Origin of the sequence: Arthrobacter sp. StoSoilA2 (assembly GCF_019977195.1) — a bacterium.
Classification (GTDB): Bacteria; Actinomycetota; Actinomycetes; order Actinomycetales; family Micrococcaceae; genus Arthrobacter.
Genome location: NZ_AP024643.1, coordinates 336776 through 351176, shown reverse-complemented (window position 1 = coordinate 351176; position 14401 = coordinate 336776). Strand labels below are relative to the sequence as shown.

Annotated in this window: 18 protein-coding genes; 4 read left to right on the top strand and 14 right to left on the bottom strand. The window is 62.9% G+C overall.

Annotated features, from left to right (window positions below):
- Nucleotides 1-5: 5 nt before the first annotated feature.
- Together LDN82_RS01725 and LDN82_RS01720 are read right to left on the bottom strand one after the other, a co-directional pair.
- The gene (locus LDN82_RS01725) at nucleotides 6-755 is read right to left on the bottom strand and encodes a 3-hydroxybutyrate dehydrogenase (protein WP_224166143.1); all 750 of its coding nucleotides are present in this window, start codon (nucleotides 753-755) and stop codon (nucleotides 6-8) included.
- A gap of 4 nt (nucleotides 756-759) precedes the next feature.
- Nucleotides 760-2157 (bottom strand): MFS transporter, encoded by a 1398-nt coding sequence (locus LDN82_RS01720; protein ID WP_224094913.1) that lies wholly within the window; start codon nucleotides 2155-2157, stop codon nucleotides 760-762.
- A gap of 149 nt (nucleotides 2158-2306) precedes the next feature.
- On the opposite strand from LDN82_RS01720, the gene LDN82_RS01715 reads away from it, so the two are divergent.
- Nucleotides 2307-3197 carry a LysR family transcriptional regulator gene (locus tag LDN82_RS01715; protein ID WP_224166142.1) on the top strand — a complete coding sequence of 297 codons (891 nt, stop codon included), beginning with the start codon at nucleotides 2307-2309 and terminating at the stop codon, nucleotides 3195-3197.
- Here LDN82_RS01715 and LDN82_RS01710 read toward each other — a convergent pair.
- Entirely contained in the window at nucleotides 3186-4103 is a 918-nt protein-coding gene (locus LDN82_RS01710) for a fused MFS/spermidine synthase (RefSeq protein WP_224166141.1), read from the bottom strand. The two genes, LDN82_RS01715 and LDN82_RS01710, sit on opposite strands and share 12 nt — an antisense overlap.
- 119 nt (nucleotides 4104-4222) lie before the next feature.
- On the opposite strand from LDN82_RS01710, the gene LDN82_RS01705 reads away from it, so the two are divergent.
- Complete coding sequence (locus LDN82_RS01705; RefSeq protein WP_224166140.1) at nucleotides 4223-4465, top strand: hypothetical protein; 243 nt, start codon at nucleotides 4223-4225, stop codon at nucleotides 4463-4465.
- Between the two features lie 18 nt (nucleotides 4466-4483).
- Here LDN82_RS01705 and LDN82_RS01700 read toward each other — a convergent pair whose 3' ends face one another.
- From LDN82_RS01700 to LDN82_RS01690, 3 genes are read right to left on the bottom strand one after another with little or no spacing between them, the layout of a single operon-like run.
- On the bottom strand, nucleotides 4484-4987 hold the full coding sequence (locus LDN82_RS01700) for an N-acetyltransferase (RefSeq protein ID WP_224166139.1): 504 nt from the start codon (nucleotides 4985-4987) through the stop codon (nucleotides 4484-4486).
- 3 nt (nucleotides 4988-4990) lie between these two features.
- Entirely contained in the window at nucleotides 4991-5662 is a 672-nt protein-coding gene (locus LDN82_RS01695) for an O-methyltransferase (protein WP_224166138.1), read from the bottom strand.
- Nucleotides 5663-5701: 39 nt separating this feature from the next.
- On the bottom strand, nucleotides 5702-6034 hold the full coding sequence (locus LDN82_RS01690; protein ID WP_224094903.1) for a thiamine-binding protein: 333 nt from the start codon (nucleotides 6032-6034) through the stop codon (nucleotides 5702-5704).
- A gap of 92 nt (nucleotides 6035-6126) precedes the next feature.
- Between LDN82_RS01690 and LDN82_RS01685 the strand changes: the two genes are divergently transcribed.
- On the top strand, nucleotides 6127-6756 hold the full coding sequence (locus LDN82_RS01685; RefSeq protein WP_224094902.1) for a TetR/AcrR family transcriptional regulator: 630 nt from the start codon (nucleotides 6127-6129) through the stop codon (nucleotides 6754-6756).
- 3 nt (nucleotides 6757-6759) lie between these two features.
- On the opposite strand, the gene LDN82_RS01680 is transcribed toward LDN82_RS01685, so the two are convergent.
- The 4 genes from LDN82_RS01680 to LDN82_RS01665 are packed head-to-tail and all read right to left on the bottom strand — an operon-like array spanning nucleotide 6760 to nucleotide 9209.
- Entirely contained in the window at nucleotides 6760-7071 is a 312-nt protein-coding gene (locus LDN82_RS01680) for an AzlD domain-containing protein (protein ID WP_223947666.1), read from the bottom strand.
- Nucleotides 7068-7820, bottom strand: coding sequence for an AzlC family ABC transporter permease (locus LDN82_RS01675; RefSeq protein ID WP_224166137.1), 753 nt, complete (start codon nucleotides 7818-7820; stop codon nucleotides 7068-7070). Before LDN82_RS01675 ends, LDN82_RS01680 begins: the two co-directional genes overlap by 4 nt.
- A 20-nt stretch (nucleotides 7821-7840) precedes the next feature.
- Nucleotides 7841-8275, bottom strand: a complete 435-nt coding sequence (locus tag LDN82_RS01670) for a hypothetical protein (protein ID WP_224166136.1) — start codon at nucleotides 8273-8275, stop codon at nucleotides 7841-7843.
- A gap of 43 nt (nucleotides 8276-8318) precedes the next feature.
- Nucleotides 8319-9209 (bottom strand): glycerophosphodiester phosphodiesterase family protein, encoded by an 891-nt coding sequence (locus LDN82_RS01665; RefSeq protein WP_224166135.1) that lies wholly within the window; start codon nucleotides 9207-9209, stop codon nucleotides 8319-8321.
- 49 nt (nucleotides 9210-9258) lie between these two features.
- Here LDN82_RS01665 and LDN82_RS01660 point away from each other — a divergent pair, with 49 nt between their 5' ends.
- Nucleotides 9259-10614: a DUF445 family protein gene (locus LDN82_RS01660; protein ID WP_224166134.1), complete on the top strand. Its 1356-nt coding sequence runs from the start codon at nucleotides 9259-9261 to the stop codon at nucleotides 10612-10614.
- Between the two features lie 5 nt (nucleotides 10615-10619).
- On the opposite strand, the gene LDN82_RS01655 is transcribed toward LDN82_RS01660, so the two are convergent.
- From LDN82_RS01655 to LDN82_RS01640, 4 genes are all read right to left on the bottom strand, one after another.
- Complete coding sequence (locus LDN82_RS01655; protein ID WP_224166133.1) at nucleotides 10620-11825, bottom strand: Fic family protein; 1206 nt, start codon at nucleotides 11823-11825, stop codon at nucleotides 10620-10622.
- A gap of 121 nt (nucleotides 11826-11946) precedes the next feature.
- A complete protein-coding gene (locus tag LDN82_RS01650; RefSeq protein WP_224166132.1) occupies nucleotides 11947-12759 on the bottom strand; it encodes a biotin-dependent carboxyltransferase family protein in 813 nt (270 codons plus the stop codon).
- A 47-nt stretch (nucleotides 12760-12806) separates the two neighbouring features.
- Nucleotides 12807-13556 carry a 5-oxoprolinase subunit PxpA gene (locus LDN82_RS01645; RefSeq protein WP_224166131.1) on the bottom strand — a complete coding sequence of 250 codons (750 nt, stop codon included), beginning with the start codon at nucleotides 13554-13556 and terminating at the stop codon, nucleotides 12807-12809.
- The gene (locus LDN82_RS01640) at nucleotides 13540-14361 is read right to left on the bottom strand and encodes a hypothetical protein (protein ID WP_224166130.1); all 822 of its coding nucleotides are present in this window, start codon (nucleotides 14359-14361) and stop codon (nucleotides 13540-13542) included. Before LDN82_RS01640 ends, LDN82_RS01645 begins: the two co-directional genes overlap by 17 nt.
- Nucleotides 14362-14401: the final 40 nt, after the last annotated feature.

Here is a 14401-nt window from a genome sequence, read left to right as displayed (position 1 = left end):
ACCAGCTACCTCGCCGACCACCCGCCGTCCATCGTGTAGCTCGCGCCAGTGACCATGCCGGCGTCGTCCGAGGCCATCCAGGCTGCCAACGACGCCACTTCCTCAACCTCCACCAGCCGCTTTACGGCCGACTCCGTCAGCATCACTTTCGCCAGGACCTCTGATTCAGGGATGCCGTGGAGCCGGGCTTGATCGGCGATCTGGCGTTCCACCAAGGGCGTGCGGACGTATCCGGGGTTGATGCAGTTGGACGTCACTCCGTGCTCGCCGCCCTCCAAAGCAGTGACCTTGCTGAGGCCCTCCAGCCCATGCTTTGCGGAGACGTAGGCGCTCTTGTAGGCCGAAGCCCGGAGCCCGTGAACCGAGGAGATGTTGATGATCCGGCCGAACCCGTTGGCATACATGTGCGGGAGCGCGGCACGGATGAGGAGGAACGGGGCCTCCAGCATCAGTGCGAGTATCCGCCTGAATTCAGCAGGTTCGAACTCCTCGATCGGTGCTACTTTCTGGATTCCGGCGTTGTTGACCAGGATGTCGCAGTCGAGGCTGAGGGCAGCCAGCGCCTCGACGTCCAGCAGGTCCACCGTCCACGCCGTACCGCCCAGTTCGTCGGCGAGGGCCGCAGCTCCGGAGGCATCGACGTCGGCCACTACTACTTTCGCCCCGCGTGCGGCGAGCGCCCGGGCGCAGGCCGCCCCGATTCCGCTGGCACCGCCGGTGACCAGTGCTTTGCGTCCGTTCAAGGAGTTGTCCATGGAATCAGCCTTTCGCTGCGGTGCCGGCAGCTGAAGTAGCCAGTCCGTGCCGAACGGCGTCGGCTTCGTCCACGTCCTGGAGCGCGATGCCCTTGGTTTCCTTCAGCGAAACGACTGCGACGACGGTGATAGCGCAGGCGACGACGAGATAGATCGCGGTGGGGAGCCAGGAGCCGGTGTCCTTGAGCCATTGCGTTGCCAGCAGCGGGGCCAGCGAGCCAGCGAAGATCGATGTAACCTGCGAGCCGAGCGAAACGCCGGAGTAGCGCATGCGGGTGGGGAAGAGCTCGGACATGATTGCGGGCTGCCCTGCGTACATAAAGGCGTGCAGGCACAGGCCGATGGTCACGGCCAACACGATGACGACGGCGTTTTTGGTATCGAACATGGGGAACGCGAAGAACGGCCAGGTTGCGCCGGCGATCGCTCCCGCCAGGTACACGGGCTTGCGACCCCAGGCGTCCACGAGCCGCCCGACCTGCGGGATGACCAGGAAGTGGATCACGTGCGCAATGAGCAATGCCAGGAGGAGTGATGAGGTGTCGTACTTGTGGACGCTCTTGAGGTAGACGATCGCGAAGCTGACCACGAGGTAGTACATGATGTTCTCTGCGAAGCGGAGTCCCATGGCCTGCAGGATGCCCTTGGGGTATTTGCGGATGACTTCGCCGACGCCGTAGCTGATGGCCTTCGATTCCTCCACCTGCGCCTTGGCCTCGAGGAAGATGGGTGCTTCGGTGACGTGGGTGCGGATGTAGTAGCCGACGAAGACGATCACTGCGGACAGCCAGAATGCGACCCGCCAGCCCCAACCGAGGAATGCCTCGCTGCTGAGGGTGGTGGACATGATGAACAGGACCAGGGTAGCCAGGAGGTTGCCCACGGGAACTGCTGCCTGCGGCCAGGATGACCAGAAGCCGCGCGACTTGTTGGGGCTGTGTTCAGCTACCAGGAGCACAGCACCTCCCCACTCGCCACCGAGCGCGAAGCCCTGGATGAAGCGGAGCGCCACCAGCATGGCCGGTGCCCAGTAGCCCAGCTCGGCGAAGCCGGGGAGGCAGCCCATGAGGAACGTCGAGACGCCCACGATCACAATGGTCAGCTGGAGCGTGGGCTTGCGGCCGAGCTTGTCACCGATCTGGCCGAAGACGATTCCGCCCAGCGGGCGGGCCACGAAGCCAACCGCGTAGGTCAGGAACGCCTGGATGATGCCGTCAAGTTCGTTGCCGGTGCTCGGGAAGAAGTACTTGCCGAAAACCAGTGTCGCGGCGGTGGCGTAGAGAAAGAACTCGTACCACTCCACCACTGTGCCCACCATGGACGCAGCGACGATCTTCTTAAGGCCGGAGCCCTTGCCGGATTCGTTCCCGGCCTTTGATGTGGAGCGCTGCTCTACGCTCATATCCATCTCCTCAGTGTCCTCGTTGACCCTTTTGACAGTGCCCTGATGCATGCTGTGATCCACAACACGAAATGCTCCACTGAGTATTACTGCAGATTCATCCGTCCTCAATGACCAAAGAGGCACCAAGTGTGTGCAAAATTGCAGATATGAATCCCAATCCGGATGATCTCCTGATACTTCTCGCCGTTTCACGCTCGGGAAAATTCACGACGGCGGCACAAGCCCTGGGCTTGAACCACACCACCGTTTCGCGCAGGATAGCGGCCCTTGAGAAGGCCCTCGGCGGCCGCGTCCTCGCCCGCGCCGCGGGTGGGTGGGAAGTGACGGAGTTGGGGGCGGAGGCGGTACTGGTCGCCGAACGCATTGAAACTGCGGTGGGCGCGCTGGGACCCAGCGATGGCGCACCCGACCCCATTACCGGCGTCGTACGCATGACCGCAACCGATGGTTTCAGCGCCTACATCGCCGCCCCGGCAGTAGCCCGCCTTCGGCGCGACCACCCGGGGCTCAGCGTTGAGATCGTCACCATCACCCGCAGGGCGCTTCAGCAACGCTCCGGCCTGGACATCGAGGTGGTGGTGGGGACGCCGCAGGTCCACCGGGCAGAAGCAATAAGGCTCGGCGAGTATCGCCTGGGAATGTACGCCTCCCGCACATACTTGGCGGACAACGGCACGCCCCGGAGCATCGAGGAACTCACTCAGCATCAGCTGGTCTACTTCGTGGACTCCATGCTCCAAGTGGACGATCTGGACGCACCAAGAAGACTCGTGCCGTCCATGCGCGATGGGTTGAGCTCCACCAACGTGTTCGTGCATGTGGAGGCGACGAGAGCCGGCGCGGGCGTGGGCTTCCTGCCTTGCTTCATGGCCGATCGTCACGCAGATTTGGTGCGGCTCCTGCCGTCTGACTTCGCGGAGCTGCTCCCCTACTGGATGGTCCTCCGCCCGGACTCCATGCGCCGCCCCGCAGTGGCCGCCGTCGTCCAGGCCCTGCGCGAGGAGACGGAGCGCCGCCGGGAGGAGCTACTCGGGTGAAGCTGCCGGCGGGTCATGCCGAACCGGCGTCCCGGCGGCAAAGGCCCGCACTTGGGCGTCGTTCCATATGTGTGCAGGGACGGCCCCGCCCAAGAGCTTGCGGGCAAGGGTTGGGTCGTCGCCGAATGGCACGTGGCTGCCGGCCATGATCATGTTCCCGTAGCGGCGGCCCTTGAGCATGGCGGGGTCGGCGATGATCATGGTGTGCTCAAAAGTGTCGGCGATGGTGGCAGCATCAGCGCGTGCATTCTTCAGATCCGGGGCGTCGCCCGAATTGACCACGTACAAGCCATCGGGGGCCAGGACGGCGTCGGCGTGGTCGTTGAATTCGCGGGTGGTGAGGGCGCGTGGCGTGAAAGCTCCGGCGAAGACGTCCCTGATGATGAGGTCCCGCGTACCAGGGGTCAGGGACTCGGTCACTGCACGCGCTTCACCGACGCGGATCCGGAGCAAGGGCGCCCTGGGGAGTTCGAACCAGCCACGGACGTAGTCGGCGAGCTTTCGATCGAGCTCCACCACCACCTGCCGCGCATCCGGGTACGCCGCGTTGAAGTATCGGGCCATGGAGCAGGCTCCCCCGCCCAGGTGCAGGGCCCGCAGCTTTGGCTTTGTCTCCCGCGGCCACCTCGATTCCACCAGGGCAGCAATCCAGCGCATGTATTCGAAGTCAAGGAACAGTGGATCGGCGAGGTCAATGTGCGAGCTCAGCACGCCGTTGATCTTCAGGAGCCAGCCGTTGTTGTTGTCAGGATCGGGAAGCAGTTCGCAGTCGCCGGTGTCAATGTAATAGACGCCTGCTACCGGACCGTCAGGACGGGTGCCACCAGGCAGCTCAATGACTCCCGCCGTCGACCTTCCCGCCCGGCCGGACTTGCTTGCCTTGCTGGATTTACCGGATTTCGCCACTAAAACCGCCCTGCCTGAGTCATGGCTCCAGCCTAGTGGAGTCGCGCATCATCGCGTTCCATCGAAGCATTTAATAAGGATGCTTACCACTTAGCGTCATTGGGCCATAGGATCTCTTCATGGAAGCTTTGGGATCGGTTTGGGTGGAGGTGTTTACGGTCGCGTTCGCCTGGCTGACCGTGGTCTGCCTACTGATTGCCCGGGTGCCCAAACCGCCCAGCCTCCTGGAGGAACCGCCCGAGGACGAACACCCCGGCACCACGCAACCCGCACCCGGCGCACGCCAAGGACGGCTACGGCATCTCCTGCCCAGGCCACGGGCAGCCAGGCGCCCCAGGCCGCGCCATCATGAACACGCCTGAAGGCAAGGAGTCCCAACCTTAAAGCCCGACGGCGGGACGCACCATCCGATGTTCCGGCAGTAAGTACCACGAGGGATCGCACAGCTGCCGCTTGCCATCGGGCACGAAGCCGTTGCGACGGTAGAAGGCCTGGGCCCGCGGATTATCATCGAGGACCCACAGATAGGCCGGACCATCACCCAAGAGCTCGTCCACCAGCGCCTGGCCTACGCCGCGGCCATGGACCCGCTGCAGTGTGTACAGCATGAACAGCTCTACGTCACAGGGGCTATCCTCATCCCTGCCCGGTCCTGAAGCCGCGATTCCTACCAATTCACCATCGGGATCATGGGCCAGCATTCGCGGATGGCCCGCCGCGATCAAGGCCCTGTACCGCTCGATCCTCTCCGGCAGGGCAGCTTCCTGCTTCGCGAAGAATTCCGGCGGCAGCAAATGCCCATAACTCTCCCGCCAGGACTGGACATGCATGATGGTCATGGCTTCGGCGTCCTCAACAGTTGCCGGGCGCAGCGTGAAATCCATCGGCTACCGCACCCTGGCGATGGCGAAACCGTCCCAGCCCTTGCTGCCCACAGTCTGGATGGCCGTGGAATCAAGACGTGGGTCCTGGCCAAGCATTTCCAAGGCCTTGACGATTCCCGGCGCGTTCACCTCGTCCCGCGCAGGCTCCAGGATGGAGCCGTCCCAGATGACGTTGTCGATCACGATTACCGTGCCGGGATGGCCAAGACGGATGGCCCAGTCAAGATAATTGGGGTCGTTCTCCTTGTCCGCGTCGATGAACACAAAATCGAACGATTCCTCGCCCACCAATGTGGGCAGCGTGTCCAATGCGGCACCTACCCTGATGTCCACCTTGTGCCCCACCCCGGCCGCGTCCACGTTCGCCCGTGCGACGTCAGCATGCTTTTGGAGGTACTCGCACGTCACCAGCCGGCCGTCGTCGGGAAGTCCCTGGGCCATCCAGATACTGCTGAAACCGGCCAACGTACCAATCTCCAGGACGTGCCTGGCTCCGGACACCTGCACGAGCATCTTGAGCAGCTTGCCGGCATTCGGCGCCACTTCTATCTGTGGCATGCCCGCCTCGACTGCAGATGCCAGGGCGCGCTTGTGGGCAGGATCAGGACGCACGACGACGTCAGTCAGGTAATGCTCGACGTCAATCCAACCGGGTTCAGCCACGTGTTCAATCATGGCCCCCAGTCTTGCACTGGTCACTGACAGGGGAAAGAGCTAATCCGTGGTGGAAATAGCCTCTTCCAGACGCTCTACCTTGCCGGTCAGTTCACCGCTGTAACCGGGCCGGATGTCCGCTTTGATCACCAAGGAGACGCGGCTGCCAAACCGCCCCACAGCCTCCGTCGCCCGCTTAACGACGTCAAAAACCTCGTCCCATTCGCCTTCGATGGTGGTGAACATGGAGTCCGTCTGGTTCGGCAATCCGGACTCGCGGACGATCTTGACCGCGGCGGCCACGGCATCGTGCACGGAGGCGTCGGGGGTGGGTCCGCCGTTGGTGGCGGAAGCGGGCTGGCCTGAAGGGGCGACTGAGAATGCAAGCAACATGAAATCCAGTGTTTCACGTACTGGTTTGTCACATAACGGCCTACTCCCGCGTAACAAAGGCTCAACCCCTGTCCGTTGCTACCCTGACAAGCATGGAACAGCCCTCTGAACGCAAGCCCCTCAGGGCCGACGCTGCCCGAAATGTGGACAAAATCATCACCGCAGCCCGGCAGTGCTTCCGGGAACACGGCCCCGAAGTTCCCCTGCAGACCATCGCCGCCACGGCAGGAGTAGGTCCGGCTACGCTGTTCCGCAACTTCTCCGATAAAGAACAATTGGTACTTGCGGCCCTGTCCCGCCAACTTCGCCAGCATGTAGATCCCGTCGCGGATGCGTCCCTCGAAGGCATGGACGCCGCCGAGGGTCTCATCAACGTCATCGATGCCGTCATGGGGGTGGCAAGCGAAGACGCCAACCTGCTCGACGCCGTCGCGGGCCGACGCGGACTCCTCATGGGCATTACCGGCGGCCTTATCGGCTCCATGGCCACGCTCCTGGAGCGCGGTCAGGGTCAGGGTTCGCTGCGCCGCGATATCACCATCGAGGATATGGTCCGGCTCCTTGCCATGCTGATCGGCGCCGTGGACACCATGGAACCCGGGTCCGAAGCCTGGAAGCGTCCTGTGGCGCTCATTGAAGACGCTATCCGGACAGAACGTCCCTCCCGCCCGCTCCCGGAACAATCACCCATCCCGGGCGTCACGCTCACCGACGACGTCTAGCAGCTAGCCCCAGCCGAGCAACCTCAGGAGTGCCGCTGCGGCAGCACCCGAGATAACCACCACCAGGAACGGCGCGCGAAGCCAAAGAGCGACGGCGGCTGCCGCCAGTGCGCCAATGCGTGCGTCCAAAACGAGCCCCTGTCCTGAAGCGAGGGCGTTGACCACTGTCAGGGACGCCAGCAGCCCAATGGTCATGGTGCCTGCGATGTGCATAATCCTCGGGCTCTGCAGCAGCTTGGCCGGGACAAAATAGCCCACCAGCTTGGTCAGGTACGCAAGCGCACAGGCGATGAGGATCCAGAGCCAGAGGTTCATTCGTTCCCCCTGCCGGCAGTGTGGTTATCTCCGTGTCCCTGCTTGCGCGCGTACGGGTCGACGTCCGGCTCAAGTCCTTCATCCATCCGTGCGTGGCTGAACCAACCGATCACACCGGCCACCAGCGCAGCAACCAAAATGGGAACTCCCGAGGGAACAAACGGCACGGCGAGAATCGTCGCAAGTGCACACGCCGCGGCTATGGCCCAGGGTTCGCGTCCCTTCAGGCGGGGCCACAGCAATGCCAGGAACGCAGCAACGGCAGCACCGTCCAAGCCCCACTGTTTGGGATCGCCCATGGCGTCGCCGGCCAGCGCACCAATGGCAGTAAAGATATTCCAGAGAATGAATATTCCGATGCCGGCAGTCCAAAATCCGCGGCGTTGCTCGTCGAGATCCGACTGGCCGGACGCCGTCGCTGTTGACTCGTCAATCGTCAGGTGGGCCGAGATATATCGCCGCCATCCATGTGGACGCAGCATGGCATTGATCTGCATGCCATATATTCCGTTGCGCAGCCCCAGCAAAGCGCTGGCCGTCATCGCTGCTACCCCGGATCCCCCACCCGCCACTACGCCGATGAACGCGAACTGGGAACCTCCACTGAACAGCAAAAGACTCAGCACCATTGTTTGCCAGAAATCGAAACCTGACGCCACGGAAAGCGCACCAAAGGACACGCCATAGAGGCCTGTGGCAATGCTCAGCGACAGGGCAATCTTGAAAGCTGGCGAGTCCTTGAGTTTCAAGGGAACTGCTGGACCTCCACTCACTTCCGCAGGCTCCAGGACCACAGGATGAGCGGAACCTGAAGAGGCAATCTCAGCGTGTGGATGCGTCGCTGGCTGGGCGTGCCGTTGGGACCAACGGCACGGCGGAGGGCATCAATATGCCCTGCTAGGAATACGGTAAACATCGCTGTCGTGGCGTCCGCAGCCACTTTGCGGGTGGCCGGGATGAGGAGCCCGACGGCGGCAGTCGCCTCGAGCAGGCCGCTGGAAGCGACCCATTCCTCACGGGACATAAGAGCCAGTGGACCATTTGGCTGGCTCCCCGGCTCGTCGCTGCGGCACAGGTAATCAGGCACAACCGGGTAGTAGAACCCAGGTGTGCGGAAATGCTTCATGGCACTCGCCAGGAGAAGTGCGCTCAGACCGATTGCGGAAGTGGTTTGGGTGGCACGGGCTGACCAGCGAAATGACATGAGACCACTCAATCACAAGCGCGGTGGGGCCCAAAGTTCGGTGTTATCTGCTTGGGACCTGAAGCTGGGCCAGGACCTGCGCGGGTTTGTTCGTGGTGATCTCATGGATGCCCAGCCCCTGGCACAGAGCTACGTCCTTCTCCGAGTCCACGGTCCAGACCCTGAATACCCTGCCGGATTCCAGCCAGCGTTGGACGTTGCGGGCATGTTCCCGCACGTAGTCGATGCCTGGCCCGGCAATCCCTACCTCGCCGTGATCAAGGATGCGTTCAGCCTCCAACTGGGTTGCCTTCATGACGTTGGCCACCGCACCTGCCGTGATCGGACCCAGGCCCAGCTCTTGCCGAAGCTCCTGCACCGAAAAGTTGTCCACCAACTGGCAAATGTACTGGGCTGGGACCTTCTTCAGCAGGTGTTGGATCGAGTCGGAATCGAAGCTCATGAAAGAGACCTGCATGTTCTCAAGCCGGGACTCCCCGGGTATCCATCCCTCACTGAGCAGCACGTCCAGAACCCTGTCCTCAAGGTTGAGCTGGTAGGGGCTGGGGTGCTTGAGCTCGATCGCCAAACCTATCTCGCGCCGCGCGCCACGCAGAATGTCCAGCAGTTCCGGCAGGGTAAGGAATTGATCAGCGATCCCGCCGTAGGCATCCGGTATCCGGGCGCCCTTCCAGGAGGAGAAGTCCAAGGCCCGGAGTTCCTCAAGGGTCTTCTCCGAGACCGGGCCGGTGCCGGTGGAAGTGCGGTCCAGGTTGGCATCATGCAGAAGGACCACGTGCTGGTCCCGGGTCAAGTGGACGTCGCACTCAACGCCATCAGCTCCGTCAGCAATCGCCTTGAGGTAGGCCGCACGGGTGTGTTCCGCGAACGCAGCACTGGCGCCGCGGTGTGCGTAGACCTTGGGCCGGCGAGGGGCCAAATCGTCGCTAGTCATGCAGCCACGGTAGCCCACGCGGCTGCACGCACGGGGCTACGCTGGGCTAATGCAGGTGAACTCTGAACAAATCCCGGCCGAAGACCTCACCAACCAAGCCCAGCCAGCCCAAGCGACAGCTTCCGGAGCCACTCAACAGGGGTCCGCCGTCGTCGGCCGTTCTGCTGGTGACGAGGAAAAGGCAGCGGCTCTGCGCCGCATGAAACGACTGGCCCTGGCGCTGTTGATAGGCATGGCCATTGTGTTCATGCTGGCGTTCGCTTTCCAGAAGCAGTACCCATGGCTTGAGTATGTCAGGGCTGCGGCCGAGGGTGGCATGGTCGGTGCTTTGGCTGACTGGTTCGCGGTCACGGCGCTGTTCAAGTACCCCATGGGCTTGAAGATCCCGCATACAGCCATCATTCCCCGCCGAAAAGACCAGATCGGCGAATCGCTGAGTGAGTTCGTGGAGAGCAACTTCCTGTCACAGGAAGTTGTGCAGGACAAGTTGGCGAGCATTGACATTGCCCGCAAGGCGGGCCGTTGGCTATCCGGGCCGGGAGGCGCCGAACGTGTGGCCAAGGAAGGCGGCGCGATGATCCGCGGCGCGTTCACCGTGCTGAACGACGACGACGTGCAAGCAGTTATTGAGGGCATGGTCCGCAAGCACCTGCTCACCCCGCCGTGGGGACCGCCCGTGGGCCGGATGGCGGAACGGATCTTCGCTGACGGGCATCACCACAAGCTGGTGGACCTGCTGGTGGATCGTGCCGCCGATTGGATGGATGCCAACCATGCAACGGTCAACAGGCTGGTTTCGGACCGCTCGCCAGTGTGGGTGCCGACGTTCGTGGATGGGCTGGTGAGCGACAAGGTGTACGTCGAACTCCTGAAGTTCGTACGCGCGGTGCAAAATGACCAGAACCATCAAGTTCGCAAATCGATCGACGCTTATCTGACCGACCTGGCGCAGGACCTGCAACATGATCCTGCCATGATCGAGCGCGCCGAGACCATCAAGGCCCAGATCCTAGGTGATCCTGAAGTCCGGGAATTGGCCTCGCGCACCTGGGGAACGGTCAAGAATGCGCTGCTCACCGCCGTCGACGATCCCGACAGCGAACTCAGCCAGCGGTTCAAGAGCGCCGTCCGGGACTTCGGTTCGCGGCTGGTCAACGACGCCGAGCTCGCCGGCAAGATCAACGCCTGGATTGGCGACGCTGCGGGCTACCTCGTGAACACCTACCGATCGGACATCGCAGGCGTCATCTCAGACACGGTCGCTCGATGGGATGCCGAGGAAACGTCCCAGAAGATCGAGCTGCAAGTGGGCAAGGACCTCCAGTACATCCGTATCAACGGAACCGTCGTGGGTGCCCTGGCCGGGCTCGCGATCTTCACGGTGGCGCACCTGCTGTTCGGCTAAGGCCGTCAGCGGCGGACGCGGCGGCCAGACCGTGCAGCGAAGTCGTCCAGCGCTGCGATGATGTCACGTGCCAGCCATACGCTGACCCCACGCACTTTCCCGGCGGGAGTCAGCACCCCAGCCGCTTCCAGCCGTTGCACTGCCCTGTACGCCGTTGCCTGCGAGACCTTGGCGTAATCGGCTGCCATCTCAGCGGTGATTGCGGGCTCGCGGGGCAACAGCTCAAGGACTTTAAGCACGGATTCCTGAGCAGATCCGATCTTTGCGACGAACTCCTTCTGTGCAGTCCGGATGTCCTCCGCCAGCAACCGGCCATTTTCCACGGCGAGCATGGAAGACTCGGCAAAACGCTCAATGATGGGCAGGATTGTTCCCTGACGGTAGTCACCCAAGGAGTCGAAGTAGAGCCGGGTATTGGTCAGCAGCCCTGAAGAAACGGGGATGGTTACCTTTTCCGTTACCCCTTTAGCGCGGAGCAAGGCGCTGACGATCGCCCTGCCCGTGCGGCCGTTGCCGTCCGCAAAAGGGTGGATGGTTTCGAACTGTGCGTGTGCCAAGGCAGCTTGAGTCAGAGCGGGGATGTCGTCTCGGCGCATGAACTCGACCAGGTCCTCCATGGCTGCCATAACACGACCGTGATGGGGCGGCACGAACTCCGCTGAGTGGGGTGAGTTGCCCTGGATCCAAACTTGGCTGGTCCGGTATTCCCCAGCTATGACTTGGTCGGAGGAAGCCAGCAGGGTGTGATGCATGGCTCCGATATTCTGGACGCTGAGGTCTTCAGACAAGGCAATTGCGGCCTCCATGGCATCCACATTGGACGCAATCAGTGCAGCGTCAGGACTCGAGCGGTCGCCTAATTGCGCCAGCAGGATCTTCCGCGCACCGGCCGTAAGGTTCTCGATCTGGGAACTCGATGCGGACTCACTTCGGAGCAGCAACGCTGCGAACGGCGCAGATTCCTGTCCCAGCTCGGCGTCGAACCGGACCATTTCCACAGTGGCTGCCTCAACAAGCGACTGGGTGCGGGAATCAACCTGAGGATCGAGGCGGGCAATTTCTGCCGGGATGGCAGCTTCGTAGGGGCCGCGTGCCAAGAGCCGTTGACGCCTGGACGTTCCCGGCTCAGCGTCCGCTGCCCAGGGATGCTCTTCGTGGCTGATTGACGGCCAAGCAAGGCCGCCAAACTCTTCGTCGCGTTCACTGCGCATGGCTCTCCTTGAGAAGATCGACCAGCCCATTTTCTCACGATTCGCTGTTTATGAGAAAATCGAGCCATCCGATTCTCACAATCGACCGCCACTGAGAAAAACGATCGGCGACCTTCTCACGTCACCCGAGCAAATGAACCATCTGTCCCGGCCGCGCTTGGCCCAGCAGGTCCAGGTCTTCGTCGCGAACAACTGCGATCACGGGGGACTTGCTCGTCGGCGGGTGGCCGGCGAGCGCAATGACGGGAAAGCCCGACGGCGGCAACAGGACCGAGCCTGAAAGCAACGGTTGTGCCTGGGGTGCTGGAGTCGTGGCCGGCCCAGTGGCGCCCGCCACCGCCGTCGCACCGGCGGGCCCGAGTGGGCGCCCCACCAACCGGGCACCTACCCGGTCCGATTCCGGCGAGAGGATCCATGGTTCGCTGGTCAACCGAAGCCAGGTACCGGCGTCGTAATTTTCGGCTTGTGGACCCCGCTCCACTCGGGCCACCACCGGACGTTCGGGATCCAGGGCCCGACGCGGGGCGTGGTTCTCCGTCGAAATATTGTGGCCGTGGGCGCGTCCGAAAGTAAGCGAGCCGGCGGCGCGAAGGGGTTCCGTCTGGGGTTCGATGCCACCCTGAACGGCCAGGTAGTACCGGATCCCGAACAGCGCCGGCCCAAACTCCAATACCGCCCCCGGGCTGACGCGGACAGCCTTGTTGAACGGCAGCTCGGAGCCGTTGAGCTTGACCACGCCTTCCGCGCCCGTGATGGCCAAGGCCGAGGCCGTGACGAACCGGAGCCGGAGACCACCCAAAAGTATCTCCAGGCCGCCCGCAGAGTCAGGGTTGCCCAGCATTGCGTTGGCAAGGTGCAGGGAAGCGCGGTCCAAGGCCTGGTCAGGTGAAAGAGCCAGGGTCAAGGGGCCCGGATCAACAGCAACGGCACCCATTAAAACCTCCTCAAGTACCTCTTGCTCATGGCACGTTCCAGGACAAACTAGGCGAACGCATCAATTTCCACGCCTGCTTCCTCCAAGCCTGCCCGAACGGCGGCGGCCATGTTCACAGCCCCAGGAGTATCGCCATGGATGCAGAGGGAATCGGCGCTGACCGGGACAATGGTTCCGTCCACGGCCACCACTTCTTTACGCGTCGCCAGCCGAACGGCCTGGGCGACTACGGCTGCGGGGTCGTGCAGCACTGCGCCTTCCTCGGACCGCGGGACCAGTGTGCCGTCAGGAAGGTAGGCCCTGTCCACGAATGCTTCCCGGAAGACCGGGTGTCCGGATTCCTCGGCCAGCTTCAGCCAGGCCGAGTCCGGCAATCCCAGCACCGGCAGCCCGGGATCGTAGGCGTGGACTGCAGCGACCACGGCCTCAGCTTGGTCGGGATCGTGGACGATCCTGTTGTACAGGGCACCGTGCGGTTTGACGTAATCCACGGAAGCCCCCACGGCATGGGCCATCCCGTCCAGGGCGCCGAGTTGGTACAGGACATCGCCGAACAGTTCGTCGAAGGTCATGTCCAGCGAGCGCCGTCCAAAGCCGGCCAGGTCCCGATACCCCACATGCGCGCCGACGCGAACGTCCAGTTCGAACGCGGCACGGCAGCTGTCCAGCATGGTCAGTGGGTCTCCTGCGTGGAAACCGCAGGCCACGTTGGCGCTGCTCACGATGCGGAACATCGAGGCGTCGTCGCCCATGGTCCAGGAGCCGAACGACTCCCCCAGATCAGCGTTGAGGTCCACTGTTACCGCCTTCCAGCGTCAGATTGTTGTTGGTCTCGTTGGTGGGTGCGCCTGCCAGCAGTTCGCCGGGGATCGTATCGGGCAGCGGACCAAAGGCTTCCTTGGCAGTTGCGACGACGGCGCGGCCCATCATCAGGTTTCCGGCACCACCCACCACGGCACCAACGCCAAACGGCAGGGCTCGTCCCAGGAACGCGGAGCCTTGCCGCTTCAGGAGGTTCTTCAGGAACGCGCGCTGGATGGCATCGCGAATGACGCCGAAGCCACTGCCGGGAATCTTCTTGGTGAGTGTCGTGCCCCAGGCATTGGTCACGCCCTTGCCTCGTCCAAGGGACTGGCCGCTGAGGGCACCCAGCAGAGACGTGCCTTCCTCGCCGAGCATGATGGCCATGACCATCGTCCTTGCCCGTTCCGGGTCCGTCAGCCGGATGCCGTGGAGCTCCGCCAGTGTTGATGCATAAAGCGCGGTGGTCTCCAGGAACCCGACGGTGGCAAGGGCAGAGAGTCCCAGCGAAGCTGCGGTTCCGATACCAGGCACGACGGCGGTGGCCCCCACGGCAGCTCCCCCGCCTGTGATGGCGGCCAGGTAGTCGCGCTCCAGTTTCGCGGCAAGCTGCGCGGGCGTTGCCTTTGGATGCCTGCGCTGCATTCTGCGCAGGTTTGCCAGGACTAGTGGCCGCTGGATTTCGACGGCGCGCAGCAAGACATTGTGCACACCCGGCTTGGTGTTGCCTTGGGCGTCGAATACTGCGTTGTGGGCTGTCTCTTGGGCGATTTTCACCGCCGGGTTGGGGCGCTTGGGCATCTTCACCTCTGCATGGCAGTTAGTCGTTTCGCGGAGAACT